13 protein-coding genes are annotated in these 16,579 nt (G+C 61.6%); 7 read left to right on the plus strand and 6 right to left on the minus strand.

Annotated features, from left to right (window positions below):
* The first annotated feature begins 8 nt into the window (after nt 1–8).
* Nucleotides 9–1,982: a bifunctional tRNA (5-methylaminomethyl-2-thiouridine)(34)-methyltransferase MnmD/FAD-dependent 5-carboxymethylaminomethyl-2-thiouridine(34) oxidoreductase MnmC gene (gene mnmC, locus NA645_RS19450; protein WP_256050316.1), complete on the plus strand. Its 1,974-nt coding sequence runs from the start codon at nt 9–11 to the stop codon at nt 1,980–1,982.
* A gap of 9 nt (nt 1,983–1,991) precedes the next feature.
* On the opposite strand, the gene NA645_RS19455 is transcribed toward mnmC, so the two are convergent.
* Nucleotides 1,992–2,231, minus strand: a complete 240-nt coding sequence (locus tag NA645_RS19455) for a DUF1127 domain-containing protein (RefSeq protein ID WP_256050317.1) — start codon at nt 2,229–2,231, stop codon at nt 1,992–1,994.
* Nucleotides 2,232–2,325: 94 nt separating this feature from the next.
* Here NA645_RS19455 and NA645_RS19460 point away from each other — a divergent pair, with 94 nt between their 5' ends.
* From NA645_RS19460 to NA645_RS19485, 6 genes are all read left to right on the plus strand, one after another.
* Complete coding sequence (locus NA645_RS19460) at nt 2,326–3,180, plus strand: LysR substrate-binding domain-containing protein (RefSeq protein ID WP_256050318.1); 855 nt, start codon at nt 2,326–2,328, stop codon at nt 3,178–3,180.
* A 247-nt stretch (nt 3,181–3,427) separates the two neighbouring features.
* Nucleotides 3,428–5,200, plus strand: a complete 1,773-nt coding sequence (locus NA645_RS19465) for an N-acetylglutaminylglutamine amidotransferase (RefSeq protein ID WP_256050319.1) — start codon at nt 3,428–3,430, stop codon at nt 5,198–5,200.
* A 90-nt stretch (nt 5,201–5,290) separates the two neighbouring features.
* Nucleotides 5,291–7,033, plus strand: a complete 1,743-nt coding sequence (gene ngg, locus NA645_RS19470) for an N-acetylglutaminylglutamine synthetase (RefSeq protein WP_256050320.1) — start codon at nt 5,291–5,293, stop codon at nt 7,031–7,033.
* A 114-nt stretch (nt 7,034–7,147) separates the two neighbouring features.
* Nucleotides 7,148–8,338, plus strand: a complete 1,191-nt coding sequence (locus NA645_RS19475) for an osmoprotectant NAGGN system M42 family peptidase (protein ID WP_256050321.1) — start codon at nt 7,148–7,150, stop codon at nt 8,336–8,338.
* A gap of 210 nt (nt 8,339–8,548) precedes the next feature.
* Nucleotides 8,549–11,305: a hybrid sensor histidine kinase/response regulator gene (locus tag NA645_RS19480; protein WP_256050322.1), complete on the plus strand. Its 2,757-nt coding sequence runs from the start codon at nt 8,549–8,551 to the stop codon at nt 11,303–11,305.
* Nucleotides 11,306–11,314: 9 nt separating this feature from the next.
* A complete protein-coding gene (locus NA645_RS19485) occupies nt 11,315–11,545 on the plus strand; it encodes a YheU family protein (protein WP_131650387.1) in 231 nt (76 codons plus the stop codon).
* Nucleotides 11,546–11,548: 3 nt separating this feature from the next.
* Here NA645_RS19485 and NA645_RS19490 read toward each other — a convergent pair whose 3' ends face one another.
* The 5 genes from NA645_RS19490 to NA645_RS19510 form a co-directional block, all read right to left on the minus strand.
* Nucleotides 11,549–11,971, minus strand: a complete 423-nt coding sequence (locus NA645_RS19490; protein ID WP_256050323.1) for a hypothetical protein — start codon at nt 11,969–11,971, stop codon at nt 11,549–11,551.
* A gap of 129 nt (nt 11,972–12,100) precedes the next feature.
* Complete coding sequence (locus tag NA645_RS19495; protein ID WP_256050335.1) at nt 12,101–13,246, minus strand: CynX/NimT family MFS transporter; 1,146 nt, start codon at nt 13,244–13,246, stop codon at nt 12,101–12,103.
* Nucleotides 13,247–13,356: 110 nt separating this feature from the next.
* Nucleotides 13,357–14,163 (minus strand): SDR family oxidoreductase, encoded by an 807-nt coding sequence (locus tag NA645_RS19500; RefSeq protein ID WP_197445711.1) that lies wholly within the window; start codon nt 14,161–14,163, stop codon nt 13,357–13,359.
* A gap of 199 nt (nt 14,164–14,362) precedes the next feature.
* Entirely contained in the window at nt 14,363–16,018 is a 1,656-nt protein-coding gene (locus NA645_RS19505; RefSeq protein ID WP_256050324.1) for a cation acetate symporter, read from the minus strand.
* Complete coding sequence (locus tag NA645_RS19510; RefSeq protein ID WP_131650383.1) at nt 16,015–16,332, minus strand: DUF485 domain-containing protein; 318 nt, start codon at nt 16,330–16,332, stop codon at nt 16,015–16,017. The genes NA645_RS19505 and NA645_RS19510 overlap by 4 nt, the downstream gene beginning before the upstream one ends.
* Nucleotides 16,333–16,579 lie beyond the last annotated feature (247 nt).

Consider the following 16,579-nt stretch of genomic DNA (forward strand, 5'->3'; position numbering starts at 1 on the left):
AATCGCCTATGTCCTCTCAGCCCACCACCGGTTTCCAGCATGCCGAACTCGACTGGGACGAGAATGGCCAGCCGCGATCACGGCAGTATGGTGATGTCTATTTTTCGCGCGCTTCAGGGATGGAGGAGACTGCTCACGTCTTCATACGACCCAACGCACTCGCTGAGCGATTTGCCGCGCTAGATGATGCGGAGCGATTCGTCATCGGCGAAACGGGTTTCGGGACCGGGCTGAATTTTCTGTGCGCCTGGGCATTGTTCGAGCGCACCGCGCCGTCGACAGCACAGCTGCATTTCGTCAGCGTCGAAAAGCATCCGCTGACCCATGACGATATGCAGCGTGCACTGTCTCTCTGGCCCGAGCTGAAGACCCAGGCCCGGCTGCTGCTGGGTCAGTACGTGGCGATCAACCCAGGCTTTCAGCAATTTCGTTTCGGGCGCGTGGTGCTGACCTTGCTGGTCGGCGATGCGCTCGATTGCCTGAGCGGCCTGGATGCGCAGATCGATGCCTGGTTCCTCGATGGTTTCGCCCCGGCTAAGAATCCCGAGATGTGGCAACCCGAGCTGTTCGCTCAATTGGCGCGCTTGTCCGCGCCTAGCACGACCCTGGCAACCTTCACCAGCTCCGGTGCCGTGCGGCGCGGATTGCAGGACTCAGGATTCAAAGTCGAGCGGATTCCCGGCTTCGGCAAAAAATGGGAAAGCTTGCATGGCCGTTTCCTCGGCACGCCGCAGCCGGCCGGGACTCCCTGGTACGCCCGTCCTGCGTTCAAACCGGCGCAGCGCAAGGCATTGGTGATCGGCGCGGGGCTGGCCGGTTGCGCGACTGCGGCGAGCCTCGCCGCCCGTGGTTGGCAGGTGACGTTGTTGGAGCGTCACGGGGATATCGCTCAGGAAGCGTCCGGCAACCCCCAGGGCGTGCTCTACCTGAAGTTGTCTGCCCACGGCACCGCGCTCTCGCAACTGGTTGTGAGCGGTTTCGGCTATACCCGCCGCCTGTTGGGTAGCCTGCAGAAAGAGCGTGACTGGGACGATTGCGGCGTGTTGCAGCTCGGCTTCGATGACAAGGAACGCGCGCGCCAAGCCACACTCCGCGAGGCCTTTGCGCCCAGCCTGTTGCGCGGCGTGGAGCGCACCGAGGCCGAGCAGCTGGCCGGTGTGGCGCTGGACAATGGCGGCCTGTTCTACCCCGATGCTGGCTGGGCGCACCCGCCCGCGCTGTGCCAGTCACTGCTCGACCATCCCGCTATCGAGTTGATCCGGCACCGACAAGCTGTCGACCTGCGCCGCGTTGAGGGTTACTGGCAGGCATGGGATAACGATGAGCTGTTGGCCGAAGCGCCGGTGGCGATTCTGGCCGGCGCCGCCGATGCCGCACGCTTCAGCCAGAGCGCCTGGCTGCCGCTCAAACGCATTCGCGGCCAGATCACCGGGTTGCCGGCGACCGAACAAAGCGCGGCATTACGTACCGTGCTTTGCGCCCAGGGCTATGTCGCCCCGCCACGCGACGGCCAGCACACCCTGGGCGCGAGCTTCAACTTCGCCGAAGTCGACCCGGCCCCGAGCGAAGCGGAACACCGCGCCAATCTGGACATGCTCAAGGATATTTCCGCCGACTTGCATCAGCGCTTGGCGGCCGATACCCGCGCAATCGAAGACTTGCACGGACGCGTCGCGTATCGCTGCACCAGTCCCGACTATTTACCGATCATCGGTCCGCTGGCCGATCCCGAGCGATTCGCCGAGGCCTATGCCGTGCTGGGCAAGGACGCCCGCCAGGTGCCCGACACGGCGTGCCCGTGGCTGGACGGCCTATACGTCAATACCGCCCACGGCTCGCGCGGTTTGATCACCACGCCGTTATCCGGTGAACTGCTGGCCGCCTGGCTCGATGGCGAGCCGCTGCCCTTGCCACGCGCCATCGCCGAGGCCTGTCATCCGAATCGCTTCCTGCTGCGCAAACTGATCCGGCGCACGGACTGAAGCACTGGGTCATCCTCGACGAAGGGGATCGTCCCAGAAGGGACGATTCGCTTCGGTTTCGATATCAGCGCGGCTCAGGCCGAGATCCTTGAGCATGTGGTCGCTCAGTGCGGCAAGCTGACGGCGCTGCCGATACAGCGCGTGCCAGCGACCCAGCCGCTGCCAGTAGGCGAGAAGCAACGAGGCAAATGACGCGCTGCGGCCGTTGGGCAAATATGAGGCTTTCAAAAACTCAGCATGGCTTTTCATCTGACACCTCCGAGTGGGATGGCATCAGTTTCCGGCCAGGATTATGATCAATCCAACGAATGTTTCTGATGACTTGCATCTCGGAGATTGATGAATGGCGAACTACCCCAGTATCGATGCCGAGCTGCTGCGCAGCTTCGTCGCCATCGCTGATCACGGCGGCTTCACCCGTGCGGCGGAAGCCGTCAATCGCACGCAGTCAGCCATCAGCATGCAGATGAAACGCCTGGAAGAAGATGTGCTGCAGCGGACCGTGTTCGAGCGCGACGGACGTCAGGTTCGGCTCACGGCAGAGGGCCAGATACTGCTCGGTTATGCGCGGCGGATTCTCAAACTGCACGGCGAAGTGCTGACCACATTGCGCGAGCCGCATATGGTCGGCTCGGTGCGCATCGGCACGCCCGACGATTACGTGATGCGCTTTCTGCCCGGCATTCTTTCACGCTTCGCCCAGGCTTATCCGCTGGTGCAGGTGGAAGTCCACTGCGAGCCCTCCTACCAACTGCTCCAGCGCCGCGATCTGGATCTGTCCATCGTCACGCGCGAGCCGGGTACCGAGATTGGCCAGTTGCTGCGTCGCGAGCGCTTCGTCTGGGCCGAAGCGCCGGGTTTCAACACCCATGAACAACGGCCAATGCCGCTGGCGATGTTCAATACCGACTGTTTCTGCCGGGCCTGGGCATGCAATGCCCTGGACGGTCTTGATATCCCTTATCGAGTCGCCTATACCAGCCCGAGCCTGTCGGCGCTGATGGCGGTGGTCAATGCCGGGCTGGCTGTGACCGCGCAGTTGCAGAGTTTGATCACGCCCGACATGCGCCAGCTAGGCGAGGCCGAAGGGATGCCGGAACTGCCGCTGAGCAGCATCGTGCTGCTACGCAGCGAGCGTAACCAGTCGCAGGTGAGCGAAACCCTGGCGGAGCATATCGTCGAAGGGTTCCGCCTCTAGGCCTTGTTCGGTGGGCTGAAGCCCACCCTACCGGAGCGTTGCTCGCCTTTTCTGTCGCACACTAGGTTTGACCTGAGCGCGCGGGTCTGTTTTGGTGTAAAGCTCGACTGACCCGCAGTGCGCAAATCGCGCGGCGCGGATTGCACAGCGAGCAACGCCCTAGAACGGTGCACGCTGGTCTGAAAACCTGAACTTCGCAATCTGCGCGTCAGTCACACTCCCCAACGGCAAAACCGGTAAGGATCTTATGTGTGGCATAGCTGGAGAACTTCGTTTCGATAATCGACCCGCTGACCTGGCGGCGATTGAACGCATCACTCAACACCTCACCGCCCGTGGCCCCGACGCGAGCGGCTTTCATAGCGCCGGCCCGATGGCGATGGGGCATAGACGGCTGAAAATCATGGATCTCTGCGAGGCCTCGGGCCAGCCGATGATCGATTCCGCGCTGGGCCTTTCAATGGTCTTCAATGGCGCCATCTATAACTATCCCGAACTACGCGCCGAGCTCGAAGCGCTGGGTTACAGCTTCTTCTCCGGCGGCGATACCGAGGTACTGCTCAAGGGCTTTCATGCCTGGGGCGAAGCCTTGCTGCCGCGCCTCAACGGCATGTTCGCCTTCGCCATCTGGCAACGCGATCGGCAGGAGTTGTTCATCGCCCGCGACCGTCTGGGCATCAAGCCGCTGTATCTGTCTAAGACTGGCGACCGTCTTCGCTTCGCCTCTGCCCTCCCGGCCCTGCTCAAGGGCGGCGACATTGCCGGCGTGCTGAACCCGGTGGCGCTCAATCACTACATGAGTTTTCACGCGGTGGTGCCGGCACCGGACACGCTGATCGCCGGTATCGAAAAGCTGCCGCCAGGCACTTTCATGCGCGTCGATGCCAACGGCAAAAGCAGCCAGCATCGCTGGTGGCAGTTGGAGTTCGGCGCTCGTGAGGACGAGCAAAATTACACATTCGAGGACTGGCAGGACCGTACGCTAGCGGCACTGCGTGAATCCGTGGCGCTGCGCCAGCGGGCGGCGGTGGACGTCGGCGTGCTGCTGTCCGGAGGTGTCGATTCCAGCCTGCTGGTCGGGCTGTTGCGTGAAGCCGGTGCGGCGGACAATCTGCTGACCTTCTCCATCGGATTCGAAGATGCCGGCGGCGAGCGTGGCGACGAGTTCAAGTATTCCGATCTGATCGCCGAGCATTACCAGACCCGCCATCATCAGCTGCGCATCCAGGAAAAGGAAATCCTCGAACAACTGCCCGCCGCCTTCCAGGCCATGAGCGAGCCAATGGTCAGTCACGACTGCATCGCTTTCTACCTGCTGTCGCGCGAAGTGTCCAAACACTGCAAGGTGGTGCAGAGCGGCCAGGGCGCCGACGAACTGTTCGCCGGGTATCACTGGTATCCGCAGGTCGATGGCGCCGCGGACCCCGTCGCGGCCTACCTCGCCGCCTTCCGAGACCGCAGCTACGAGGAATATGCCGACACGGTGCAGGCGCAATGGGCCAAAGGGGATTTCTCTGGCGACTTCGTACGCCAGCACTTCGCCCAGCCCGGTGCCGACGCGGCGGTGGACAAAGCGCTGCGCATCGATAGCACTGTGATGCTGGTGGACGATCCGGTCAAACGCGTCGACAACATGACCATGGCTTGGGGCCTGGAGGCGCGGGTGCCCTTCCTCGACCACAACGTAGCGGAGCTGTCGGCACGTATTCCGGCGAAATACAAATTGCCCGAAGGCGGCAAGTACGTCCTCAAGGAAGCCGCACGCAAGGTCATCCCCGCAGCAGTGATCGATCGACCAAAGGGCTATTTTCCGGTGCCCGGACTCAAGCACCTGCAGGGCGATACCCTGAACTGGGTTGGCGAACTGCTGACAGACCCGAGCCAGGATCGCGGCCTATACAACCCGGCCATGATCGAGAAGCTGCTCAACGACCCGGAAGGTCAGCTGACACCGCTGCGCGGTTCGAAACTGTGGCAGTTGGCAGCAGTCAACCTATGGTTGAGCGAGCAAGGCCTATAGCACTCGATCGTGACGACGCCCGGCATGCAGTTGCACTCAATGTTCCGCCTGCAATCCGCGGTGTCCTGAACAAGCCCCAAGGAAAACACCATGCAGAAGTCTCAAGCTTACGGACAGCGATTGTTGCGCGGCCAGACACCCACCTATGAGCGGCTGCAGGCGCGGTTTGCCGAAGATGGCCAGGACGAACCCCAAGGGCCGGTCACGCTGCATTGTGGCTGGGGCCGCATTCTCGTCGGCCACACCTATTCCGACCCGGCTGACTTGGCCGCAGCCCTGCTGGATGAGCAAGCCGGTGAACGCGATATCGCGCTCTATGTCGCCGCGCCCCATCAGGTGCTCGCCTATGCACCGCAGCAACTGTTTCTCGACCCGTCCGATACCTTGCGCATCTGGTTCACTGACTACCGCCCTGCCCACCGCAGCTTTCGCGGTTTCGGCATCCGCCGTGCGCAGAGCGAGGCGGACTGGAAGGCAATCAACTGTCTGTATCAGTCGCGCGGCATGCTGCCGGTCAATCCCGAGCTGTGCACGCCACGTGAGCAAGGTGGGCCGGTCTATTGGCTGGCCGAGGATGACGACTCCGGGCAGATCGTCGGCAGCGTCATGGGCATCAACCATCACACCGCATTCAACGATCCGGAGAACGGGTCAAGTCTCTGGTGTCTGGCGGTGGCACCGAGTTGCACACGTCCCGGTGTTGGCGAGGCGCTGGTTCGCCATCTGATCGAGCAGTACATGGGTCGCGGTCTGGCCTATCTCGATCTATCCGTGCTGCACGATAACAAGCAGGCCAAGGCGCTCTACGCCAAACTTGGGTTCCGCGATCTGCAGACCTTCACCGTCAAGCGCAAGAACACCATTAACCAGTCCCTGTTTCTCGGCCCGGGCCCGGAAGCCGAACTGAATCCCTACGCCCGCATCATCGTCGACGAGGCCCGGCGGCGCGGCATCGAGATCAACATTGATGACGCCGAAGCCGGTCTCTTCACCCTGACCCAGGGCGGCCGGAAAGTACGCTGTCGCGAGTCGCTGTCCGACCTGACCTCGGCCGTGAGCATGACGCTGTGCCAGGACAAAAGTTTGACCCATCGCACGCTGGCCCGGGCGGGCTTGAAGCTTCCCGCGCAGCAACTGGCGGACGACGAGGACAGCAATGCGGCGTTTCTCGCGGAACATGGCAGCGTGGTGGTCAAGCCGGTCGATGGCGAACAGGGCCACGGCGTATCGGTGGACCTGCGCCGCATCGAAGACGTCGAAGAAGCCATCGCCCGCGCACGCCAGTTCGATCAGCGCGTGTTAATCGAGAGCTACCACCCGGGCGCCGATCTGCGCATCGTGGTGATCGGCTATGAAGTGGTCGCAGCCGCCATTCGGCGACCTGCCGAGGTCGTCGGCGACGGTAGTCATAGCATTCGCGAGCTGATCGAAACCCAGAGCCGCCGACGCCAAGCTGCCACCGGCGGTGAAAGCCGCATTCCGATGGACGAAGAAACCCAGCGTTGCATTGAAGATGCCGGTTACGACTACGACAGCGTGCTGCCGCGAGGCCAGCATCTGGCAGTCCGTCGCACCGCTAATCTGCACACCGGCGGTACGCTCGAGGATGTCACCGATCAGCTGCATCCCGAGCTGATCGATGCCGCCGTTCGTGCGGCGCGCGCGCTGGATATCCCCGTGGTCGGGCTGGATCTGCTGGTACCGGCGGCTGATCAGCCGGAGTATGTCTTCATCGAGGCGAACGAGCGTGTCGGCCTGGCCAACCATCATCCGCAGCCGACTGCGGAGCGGTTCATCGATCTGCTGTTTCCGCTCAGCCATAACACTCATTGACGGCAATTCCGAGAGGCGAACACCGCCTCTCGGGGCGCCATGCTCCCCCGCGGCACCCATACCCGCATTCATTCAACCGCATGGCGGCAGCCTTTTGCCCCACAAGGAATGACCATGACTGCAAAACTTCCAGAGCCCGATCTCAACTACCTGCAACGCGTGTTGCTGGAAACGCTGGCCATCCCAAGCCCCACCGGTTTCACTGACACCATCGTGCGATACGTCGCCGAACGCTTGAAGGAGCTCGGGATTCCATTCGAGCTGACCCGTCGCGGCACCATCCGCGCGACGCTCAAAGGTCGCCAGGACAGTCCGGACCGCGCCATCGCGGCGCACCTCGACACCATCGGCGCCAGCGTTCGCGAAATTCATGAAACGGGCCGGCTGGGTCTGTCACCGGTCGGCTGCTGGTCGAGCCGTTTTGCCGAAGGCAGCCGCGTCAGCGTCTTTACCGATACCGGCGTCATTCGCGGCAGCGTATTGCCATTGCTCGCGTCTGGGCATGCGTTCAATACGGAGGTCGACAAGATGCCGATCAGCTGGGATCACGTCGAGCTGCGTCTGGATGCCCATACCACCTGCCGCGCCGATACCCTTGCGCTGGGGATCAATATTGGAGATGTCGTCGCGTTCGATCCGATGCCGGAGTTCACCGACAGTGGCTACATCAGCGCACGGCATCTGGATGACAAGGCTGGCGTTGCCGCCCTGCTGACGGCGTTGAAGGCGCTGGTCGAGAGCGGTCAGGAGCTGCCAATCGATTGTCATCCGCTATTTACCATCACCGAGGAAACCGGCTCCGGTGCTGCGGGCGCGCTACCTTGGGATGTCAGCGAATTCGTCGGCATCGACATCGCGCCGACAGCCAAGGGTCAGGAGTCCAGCGAGCACGCCGTCACGGTCGCGATGCAGGATTCCGGCGGGCCTTACGACTTCCATCTGTCCCGGCACCTGATCAGGTTGGCCGAAGGCCATAACATACCGGTGCGCCGTGATCTATTCCGCTACTACCACAGCGACGCACAATCGGCGGTCGCTGCCGGGCACGACATCCGTACCGCCCTGCTCGCCTTCGGCTGCGATGCGACCCATGGCTACGAGCGAACCCATATCGACAGCCTGGCCGCGATGAGCCGCCTGATATGCAGTTACCTGCTCAGCCCGCCCGTGTTCGCCAGCGATGCTCACAGCGGCCAAGGGACCCTGGAAAGCTTCAGTCATCAGCTCGAACACGAGACCCAGATGGAAAATGACACGCGAGTACCGCCAGTCGACTCGATTCTCGACAAGCGAACCGACGGTTGACGTCCAGGTTTCATGATGTGCCGCCAAGTTGAGGCGTTTGCCAATTGCGATGAATCGGCGATACGGGCAAAGTCGCAAGCCACTGATATTCATGGATCTGCAAACCAGCCGGACAATGCTGGTTTTGCCATTTGCGTATAAACCGCGCACTGTTCGCGATTGGACTGCTTCGCTTGATCCGCTGCGACTTGCACCACTCCGGGTCCCTACATGCTGCCGCGTCTTTGCCTGGCCATCTTCCTGTTCTGCCTGTCTGCCCAGGTCTGGGCTTCCACCCCGGTCCCAGTGGGCTCGGACGAATTCCGCCAACCGCTTGGCAACTGGACCTATTTCCTGCGCGATCCGGCCGCAGAGCTGGACGTCGCCGAAGTGTTCGAGCTGGCGGACAAGACTTTCGAACCGGTCACCGGCATCCACCCCAACAAGGGCAAGAACAGCGCCGCATGGTGGTTTCGGGTAGAACTTGACAACCAGCTGAGCGAGTCCATCGGCGGCTTCTTCGAAATCAACTACCCCCTACTCGACCACATCGACCTGTATCTGCGGCATCCCGATGGCAGCATAAGCCGACAGCAATCCGGCGATAGTCACCCTTTCAGTGAGCGATCGGTCAAGGTCAGCAATTTCTGGTTCCCGGTCGATCTGCAGCCCGGCACATCGACGCTGCTCCTGCGCGTGCAGAGCACCAGCACGCTGTATGTCCCGCTTTACTTCAGTAGCTATGCAGCGAACGCAGCCGCAGCCGAAGAGACAATGGGCCTCGCCGGAGCCTTCTACGGCGTGCTTTTCGCGATGTTCTGCTACAACTTCTTCCTGTTTCTGTCGCTTCGCGAGCCGGCCTACTTCTGGTACCTGGTCTACAACCTCAACGTCGGGCTGTTCACGCTCAGCTTCGACGGCATGCTGGTCAAATGGCTGAGCGGTGACGGCGGCTTCGTCACCCAGGGCATCTATGCGCTGATGCTCAGCCACTGCCTGGTCTCGATCCAGTTCAGTCGCCACTTCCTGCATACCCGCGAGTACTTTCCAAGGCTCGATCTCACGCTGCGTGTGGCGCTCGTGGCGTCACTTGGGGCGCTCCTGTCCGGGCTGGTGCTCGACATGAGAACCTGGAGCATCCTGTCCAGCGTCATGGTGATCGGCTCCTCAATCGGCCTGTTACTGACCGGAGCGTTCGTCTGGCGCCGCGGTGTTCGCTATGGTCTCTATTACACCCTGGCCTGGGGCGTGTTGCTGGCGACCTTCGCGATCGTCACCGCCGGGTCCCTGGGCTTCAACCTGTTCGGTCTGTACGGCTCCTCGGTGGTCAAGGTCGGCATCGCCTTCGAACTGATCACGTTGTCCATCGGCCTGGCCGACCGAATCAATCTACTCAAGGAAGAAGGCTTTCGGTCTCGCCAGGCCGCCGCGCGGGCCGAAAGCGAGAATCAGGCGAAAAGCCGCTTTCTGGCAAAGATGAGTCACGAGATCCGCACCCCACTCAACGGCGTAATCGGCATGCTGCAGCTGTTGCGCGGCACCTCGCTGGATCGCAAACAGCGCTTCTATCTCGACACCATCGCCAGTTCCAGTTCCTCGTTGATGTCAGTGATCAACGACATCCTGGACTATGCACGGATCGGCGCTGGCAAGCTGGTCCTCGAAGACATCGAATACGATCTGGAAGCGCTGATATCAGAAACCATCAGCCTGTTCACGGCCCAAGCGCTGGACAAACAACTCCAGTTGCATGTTGGCCTCACCGCTGGCGTGCCTAGGCGAGTACGAGGTGATCCGACCCGGCTCAAGCAGGTATTGATGAACCTGCTCAACAACGCATTGAAATTCACCGAGCACGGCTGCGTCATGCTCGAGGTGGAGGCCCAAGGCCCGGCCGATGCGCGAAGGCTGGTGTTTTCCGTGACCGATAGCGGCATCGGCATGCGCGCCGAGGAGCTCTCGCAACTGTTCGTCTCTTTCGCCCAGGCCGATTCGAGCACTACCCGGCGCTACGGCGGAAGCGGCCTGGGACTGGTGATCAGCAAGGAGCTGGTGGAAATGATGGGCGGCCAGATCGACGTGCAGAGCGCACCTGGCCAGGGCAGCCGCTTCAGCTTCGACATCTCACTGTGCGATGCCGGCGACAACCATGATCCGCTCGCCGCCCTGCTCGAAGGCCGAACCGCGGTGATCGCGTCCCAGGACGCTCATGGGCTCGATGCCATGAGCAACCTGCTCATGCGCTGGGGCATGCGTGTACTGCGCTGCGAAGAGCCGCAACGGCTGTCCCGCTACCTCGACGACCATGCCGTCGCACCGTTGGTGGTCGTGATAGCGCCATGGCCCGGCAAGCCGCGGGATTGGCTGGCGACGCTGAGCAACCAGCTCGAGCCGAACCAGCGGGTCATGTTTCTCTACCCACCGCAGAGCGAGTATCCGGTTCTGGCGCCAGCGCTCCGGCTGGTCAACCTGTCATTGCCGCTCCCACTCGGCCCGCTACGCGAGGCGCTACATCGGCTCTACCAGCCAGCGAACCCTGCAATCGAGGCGGTCGCGCCACGCGTAAACGAGACGAAGTCGTGCTCGCGTGTCCTCATTGCCGAAGACAATCCGGTCAGCCAGATGGTGGTGTCGGGTCTACTGCGCAAACGCGGTTACGAAGTGCTGATCGTCGAGAACGGACGCCTCGCCGTGACGACCTACAGCGAGAACCCTTCCGCCATTCAATTGATCCTGATGGACTGCGAGATGCCGGAACTGGACGGTTTCGAAGCGAGCCGGCAGATCCGCCGCATCGAGGCTGAACAGGGCTTGGAAGAAGTGCCGATCATCGCGCTTACCGCTCATGTCCTCGACGATCATCGCCAGCAAGGCCGCGATGCAGGGATGAACGACTTCATCGGTAAGCCGCTGGAGAGTGAGCAGCTGTATGCTTGCCTGGATCGCTTTCTCAACGAGCCGATCACCGAACCCGACCATCCAATCTGATCCGACTCCATGCTCATTCCTTACGACCAACTCGAACCCGACACCCTGACCCGCCTCATCGAGGACTTCGTGACCCGCGATGGCACCGACAATGGCGACGAGACGCCGCTGCAGACCCGTGTCGAACGGGTACGCCGGGCGTTGAGCAAGGGTACGGCGGTGATCGTGTTCGATGCGGATCACCAACAGTGTCAGTTAGCGCTCAGAAGCGACGTGCCGAAGGAGTGGCTGGAGGACTGACGCTCAGCCCAGCACGCCGCCGTCGCGCTCCCAGGCGCAACGCATCCGCAGATCGCGCTGATGAGGGCTATGCGTGCCGCTTTCGGTTTCCCAGCGGAAGGTGTGCGTGCCGTTGAGTTCGGTTTCCAGATGGACCACCGCGCTGGTCCAGTAGAGTTCGCTGAGCAGCGCCTCGAAGTTGCGCACCCATAACGCCCACTCGTACTCGACCGCGCGATAACTGGCGCCGAAGTGGATGACCTGGGTCTGATAGACGCCCTCCTCCGCGCAGCAGGAAAACATTTCCCGCCCGATGAAGGGCCACCCCTCCCCCTGCGGCAGGCTGTCCAGTGCACGGCGGTTGACGGTGCGACGCAGGCGACACTGTTCAGCGTCGACCGATGGCCAGTCGCGGATGCTGCCGTAGACGATGGATTCCGGCTCCACAAGGACACTCCAGGCGAAAGCCCGACATGTTAACCAAATCCATCCGGCGTTCCATCATCCACTAACGGCAACGCATCCTCACTCGACGTAGGGGTGACGTAGACCACACCTCGTCGCGATATTCGAGTCTCAGCTCGCCGTAGCCGCAGCCAGATCGCGCCGTGGAGCCAGACGCAAGGCAAGGACGCACATCACGGCGGACATGCCAGCCAGCACCAGGAACGGCCAGCGGTAGTCGCCGGCGATGTCACGCCCCAGTCCGGTCAGCACGGGCGTGAAGCAGGCCAGGCAGTAACCGGTGCAGAGCATCATCGCAGTCAGGCGACTCACAGCCAGCGGCGTGCTTGCTTCGTACATCGGCAGCACCAGCGACATGGAAAAAGTGCCGTTCAAAGCCACACCCAATAGCATGCAGACCACCAGCGGCTGGACCTGCGGAACCCAGGCGATGATCAACAGACAGACCGTCGCCAGCAAGCCACAGCCCGACATTAACAGGTGCCGATTGCCGAAGCGCTGCGCCAGCCAGGGCATGGCGAACGAGCTGGGCAAGCCAATCAGCATGAAGCCGCTGAAGAACGCGTTGCTCTGCAGCACGCTGAAACCGGCTTCGTGATAGCGCGCCACCAACCAGGTGGCCAGGGCGTAGAACAGCCCCGCCTGCAGCGCAAAATAGATACTCACCAACCAGGCCCGCGGCTCGCTCCAAGGCAATCCGGCCTGGCGCTCGACGGCCGCCTCCTGCTGGCTCGGCAACCGCCACCACAGCGCCAGCGCCAACACGGCCGGAATGGCCCAGAGCGACAGGCCCAAAGTCCAGCGCTGGTCCAGCAATTGCGTCGCAGGCGCCGTCAGCACGACGCCGATGGTGCCGCCCACGGCCATGCTCAGCGAATAAAAGGCTGCGGTTTTGCCCATGCGATCGAGAAAATGACGCTTGATGAAGCCCGACAGCAGCGGCCCTGCAACCGCGATGCCGGCGCCGACCATCGCCGCCGTGCCGATCAATACTGCGGCACTCTCGCCGAACAGACGCAGCACCAACGCCACACCGATGACGCCCAGACACAGGGCAATGGTCCGCTCCAGCCCGAAACGCATGGCCAGACGCGGCGCGAGGGGAGCCAGCAGCCCCATCAAGAGAACCGGCAAGGCCGTGGTCAGGCTGATCAGACCGCGGCTGAGGTTCAGCTCTTCGGCGATGCGTTCGATCAAGGGAGCGAAGGAAGTGATTCCGGGGCGAAGATTGATGGCGGCAAGCACCAGAGCCAGCATGAGAAGCCAGCGGGATGGGTTTTTCACAGTGAATCCATGGGTCGGACTGGGATCGGACCGGCAACCCTACTCCCGACCCCAGATCACGGCAAGCAAAACGGACCGGATGGTCAGGTTCTGCTCTTGTTACGCTTCTTCTCCGCCAGCGCAGCCATCTCATCGTAGATGGCTTGCGGGTTCTGCTGTTTGATCTTCCAGGCCATGCGCCCTTCGTCGTGCGGCAGAATCATGAACACGCCTTCTGCGACCTGCCGATACATATAGTCGGCGATATCCGCGGCGGTGATCGGCGATGCTTCGAGCAGCTTGCTGATCTGCGCCTTCATGTTCGGCGTCGGCCCGCGGTAGGAATCCATCAAGTTGGTCTGAAAGAACGACGGACAAACCACATGGACGCCCACTTCCTGCTGCTTCAGTTCGACCAGCAGACTTTCCGACAGCGCCACCACGCCGGCCTTGGCCACGTTGTAGTTACTCATGCCCGGCGCCTGCATCAGCGCGGCCATAGAGGCGATGTTGATGATCTTGCCGCGGCTCTTCTGCACCAGAGGCAGGAACGCCTTGCAGCCCTTGACCACGCCCATCAGGTTGATCGCGATCTGCCAGTCCCAATCTTCCAGCGAGAGCTCTTCGAAGAAGCCACCGGACGCAACACCGGCATTGTTGACCACCACGTCGATACCGCCGAGCTTGCTCTCGCAAGCCTGCGCCAGTGCAGTTAGCTGGCTGTAGTCGCGCACATCACAGCGTTGGGTAAAACCATCGCCTCCCGCCTCGCGCACCATTTTCAGGGTCTCGGCCAGACCGGCCTCGTTGACGTCCGAGAGCGCCAACTGCCAGCCCTCACGCGCCCAGCGCAGGGCGATTTCACGACCAAGGCCGGAACCGGCACCCGTGACCATCATGCGGTTTTGCATCGTTGTTGCCTTCTTGTTCGTTGAGTCGCTACGAGTCTAGCGAAAGCCGAGGCGCGCTCCGGCCTCTATCGAAATGCTGAATGACGGGCATGTTCCAAGCCCGATTGATGCCGCCAATCCAGTCCAGAGCGCCTTCACCCGTACCGAAACGACGAAGGGCAGCCCTTGGGCTGCCCTTCGTTCAATGCTCGATCAGCTGTCAGTGAGCGACTGCACCACTGGAACCCAGACCGGTCTGCGACCGCACGAACTGCGAGAAGAAACGCTCGCGTTCAAGCCCCGCCGCCTTGGACTTGTCGGTGACCGAGAAGAACCAGATCCCAACGAACGCGACGATCATCGAGAACAGCGCCGGATACTTGTAGGGGAAGATCGCCTCGGCATAACCGAACACGTCGACCCACACGGTCGGACTGATGATGGTCAGGATCAGCGCGGTGGCCAGACCTAACGAACCACCGATCAACGCACCGCGAGTGCTCAGGCCTTTCCAGTACATGGAAAGGAAAAGCACCGGGAAGTTGCAACTGGCCGCGATCGAGAACGCCAGACCCACCATGAACGCGATGTTCTGCTTCTCGAAGATGATGCCCAGCAGGATCGCCACGACGCCCAGAGTCAGAGTGGTGATCTTGGTGACGCGCATCTCGTCCTCTTCCTTGGCCTTGCCCTTCTTGATCACGCAGGCATAAAGGTCATGGGAAACCGCCGAGGCGCCCGCCAGGGTCAGACCGGCCACTACCGCGAGGATAGTCGCGAAGGCCACCGCGGAGATGAAGCCGAGGAACAGGTTGCCGCCAACGGCGTTGGCAAGATGAATGGCGACCATATTGGTGCCGCCGACGATGGCGCCCGCCGCGTCCTTGAATTCGGGGTTGGTGCTGACCAGCAGGATCGCGCCGAAACCGATGATGAAGGTAAGTATGTAGAAGTAGCCAATGAAACCGGTGGCGTAGAACACGCTCTTGCGCGCTTCCTTGGCGTCAGCGACGGTGAAGAAGCGCATCAGGATATGCGGCAGACCCGCGGTGCCGAACATCAATGCCAGACCCAACGAGATCGCAGAGATCGGATCGGAAACCAGGCCACCGGGGCTCATGATCGCAGCGCCCTTCTCATGGATGCTCACGGCCTCGGCGAACAGGCTGCCGAAGTCGAAGTTGACCGCCTTCATCACCATGATTGCCATGAAGCTGGCACCTGACAGCAGCAGCACCGCCTTGATGATCTGCACCCAGGTCGTCGCCAGCATGCCGCCGAACAGCACATACATGACCATCAGCACGCCTACCAGAACAACCGCGACGTAGTAGTCGAGGCCGAACAACAGCTGGATCAGCTTGCCGGCGCCGACCATCTGCGCGATCAGGTAGAAGGCCACCACGATTAGCGAACCGAATGCGGAGAGAATGCGAATCTGGGTTTGGCCGAGACGGTAGGACGCCACATCGGAAAAGGTGAATTTGCCCAGGTTGCGCAGGCGTTCGGCCATCAGGAACAGGATGATCGGCCAGCCGACTAGAAAGCCGATGGAGTAGATCAAACCATCGTAGCCACTGGTGTAAACCAGCGCGGAAATGCCCAGGAAAGACGCCGCCGACATGAAGTCACCGGCAATCGCCAGACCGTTCTGGAAGCCGGTGATGCTACCGCCAGCGGTGTAGTAATCGGAGGTGGATGTGTTGCGTTTGGCGGCCCACTTGGTGATACCCATGGTGAACACGATGAACGCAACGAACATGGCAATCGCTGTGTAGTTGACGCTCTGCTTCTGCACTTCGCCGGTCAGGGCGTCCGCCATCAGCAAGGGCGAGGCGAGCAGCAGAGCGGCCGCCAGTATTGAGCGCACAATCATTTTTGCTGAGCCTCGTTAAGGATTTCCTGGTTGATGCGATCGAATTCGCCATTGGCACGCTGGACATAAACGCCAGTGAGGATGAACGCCATGAAGATCACACCCACGCCCACCGGAATGCCCCAGGTGGTAACGGTATCGGCGGCAAGCGGCACGCCGAGGATTGCTGGCTCGAAGGCGATCAGCAGGATGAATGCGAGATAAGCGCCGAGCATGACGGCCGACAGCAGCCAGGCGAAGCGGCCACGCTTTGCGACCAGCTCCTGGAAGCGCGGATTGGCATAGATCTGCCGGTAGATATTTTCGTTGTTCATTGACTGTCTCCACACGATCACCGCCACTGATGAGGCGGGGCGGCTACTTTAGAGCCGGACAGACCGAACACCACCCGACCATAGTCTGGTTTTTATTTTCCGAAACGGCCGGAATAGACGGCCTGCGGCAAGCTCGTCGATACGCATAGAGCCGATCTATATGGCTTATCAAGCACGACGATTTTCAAAACCAGCGTGGCGAAGCGAGACTTCAATTCAACAGAGAATCATTCTCGACTGCATTTGG

This window comes from Stutzerimonas stutzeri (assembly GCF_024448955.1).
Classification (GTDB): domain Bacteria; phylum Pseudomonadota; class Gammaproteobacteria; order Pseudomonadales; family Pseudomonadaceae; genus Stutzerimonas; species Stutzerimonas stutzeri_AQ.

Bases quoted from the DNA above. Each gene is read 5' to 3' on its own strand.
- mnmC (WP_256050316.1), top strand. From the start codon at position 9: ATGTCCTCTCAGCCCACCACCGGTTTCCAGCATGCCGAACTCGACTGG.
- NA645_RS19455 (WP_256050317.1), bottom strand. From the start codon at position 2,231: ATGAAAAGCCATGCTGAGTTTTTGAAAGCCTCATATTTGCCCAACGGC.
- NA645_RS19460 (WP_256050318.1), top strand. From the start codon at position 2,326: ATGGCGAACTACCCCAGTATCGATGCCGAGCTGCTGCGCAGCTTCGTC.
- NA645_RS19465 (WP_256050319.1), top strand. From the start codon at position 3,428: ATGTGTGGCATAGCTGGAGAACTTCGTTTCGATAATCGACCCGCTGAC.
- ngg (WP_256050320.1), top strand. From the start codon at position 5,291: ATGCAGAAGTCTCAAGCTTACGGACAGCGATTGTTGCGCGGCCAGACA.
- NA645_RS19475 (WP_256050321.1), top strand. From the start codon at position 7,148: ATGACTGCAAAACTTCCAGAGCCCGATCTCAACTACCTGCAACGCGTG.
- NA645_RS19480 (WP_256050322.1), top strand. From the start codon at position 8,549: ATGCTGCCGCGTCTTTGCCTGGCCATCTTCCTGTTCTGCCTGTCTGCC.
- NA645_RS19485 (WP_131650387.1), top strand. From the start codon at position 11,315: ATGCTCATTCCTTACGACCAACTCGAACCCGACACCCTGACCCGCCTC.
- NA645_RS19495 (WP_256050335.1), bottom strand. From the start codon at position 13,246: ATGCTGGCTCTGGTGCTTGCCGCCATCAATCTTCGCCCCGGAATCACT.
- NA645_RS19500 (WP_197445711.1), bottom strand. From the start codon at position 14,163: ATGCAAAACCGCATGATGGTCACGGGTGCCGGTTCCGGCCTTGGTCGT.
- NA645_RS19505 (WP_256050324.1), bottom strand. From the start codon at position 16,018: ATGATTGTGCGCTCAATACTGGCGGCCGCTCTGCTGCTCGCCTCGCCC.
- NA645_RS19510 (WP_131650383.1), bottom strand. From the start codon at position 16,332: ATGAACAACGAAAATATCTACCGGCAGATCTATGCCAATCCGCGCTTC.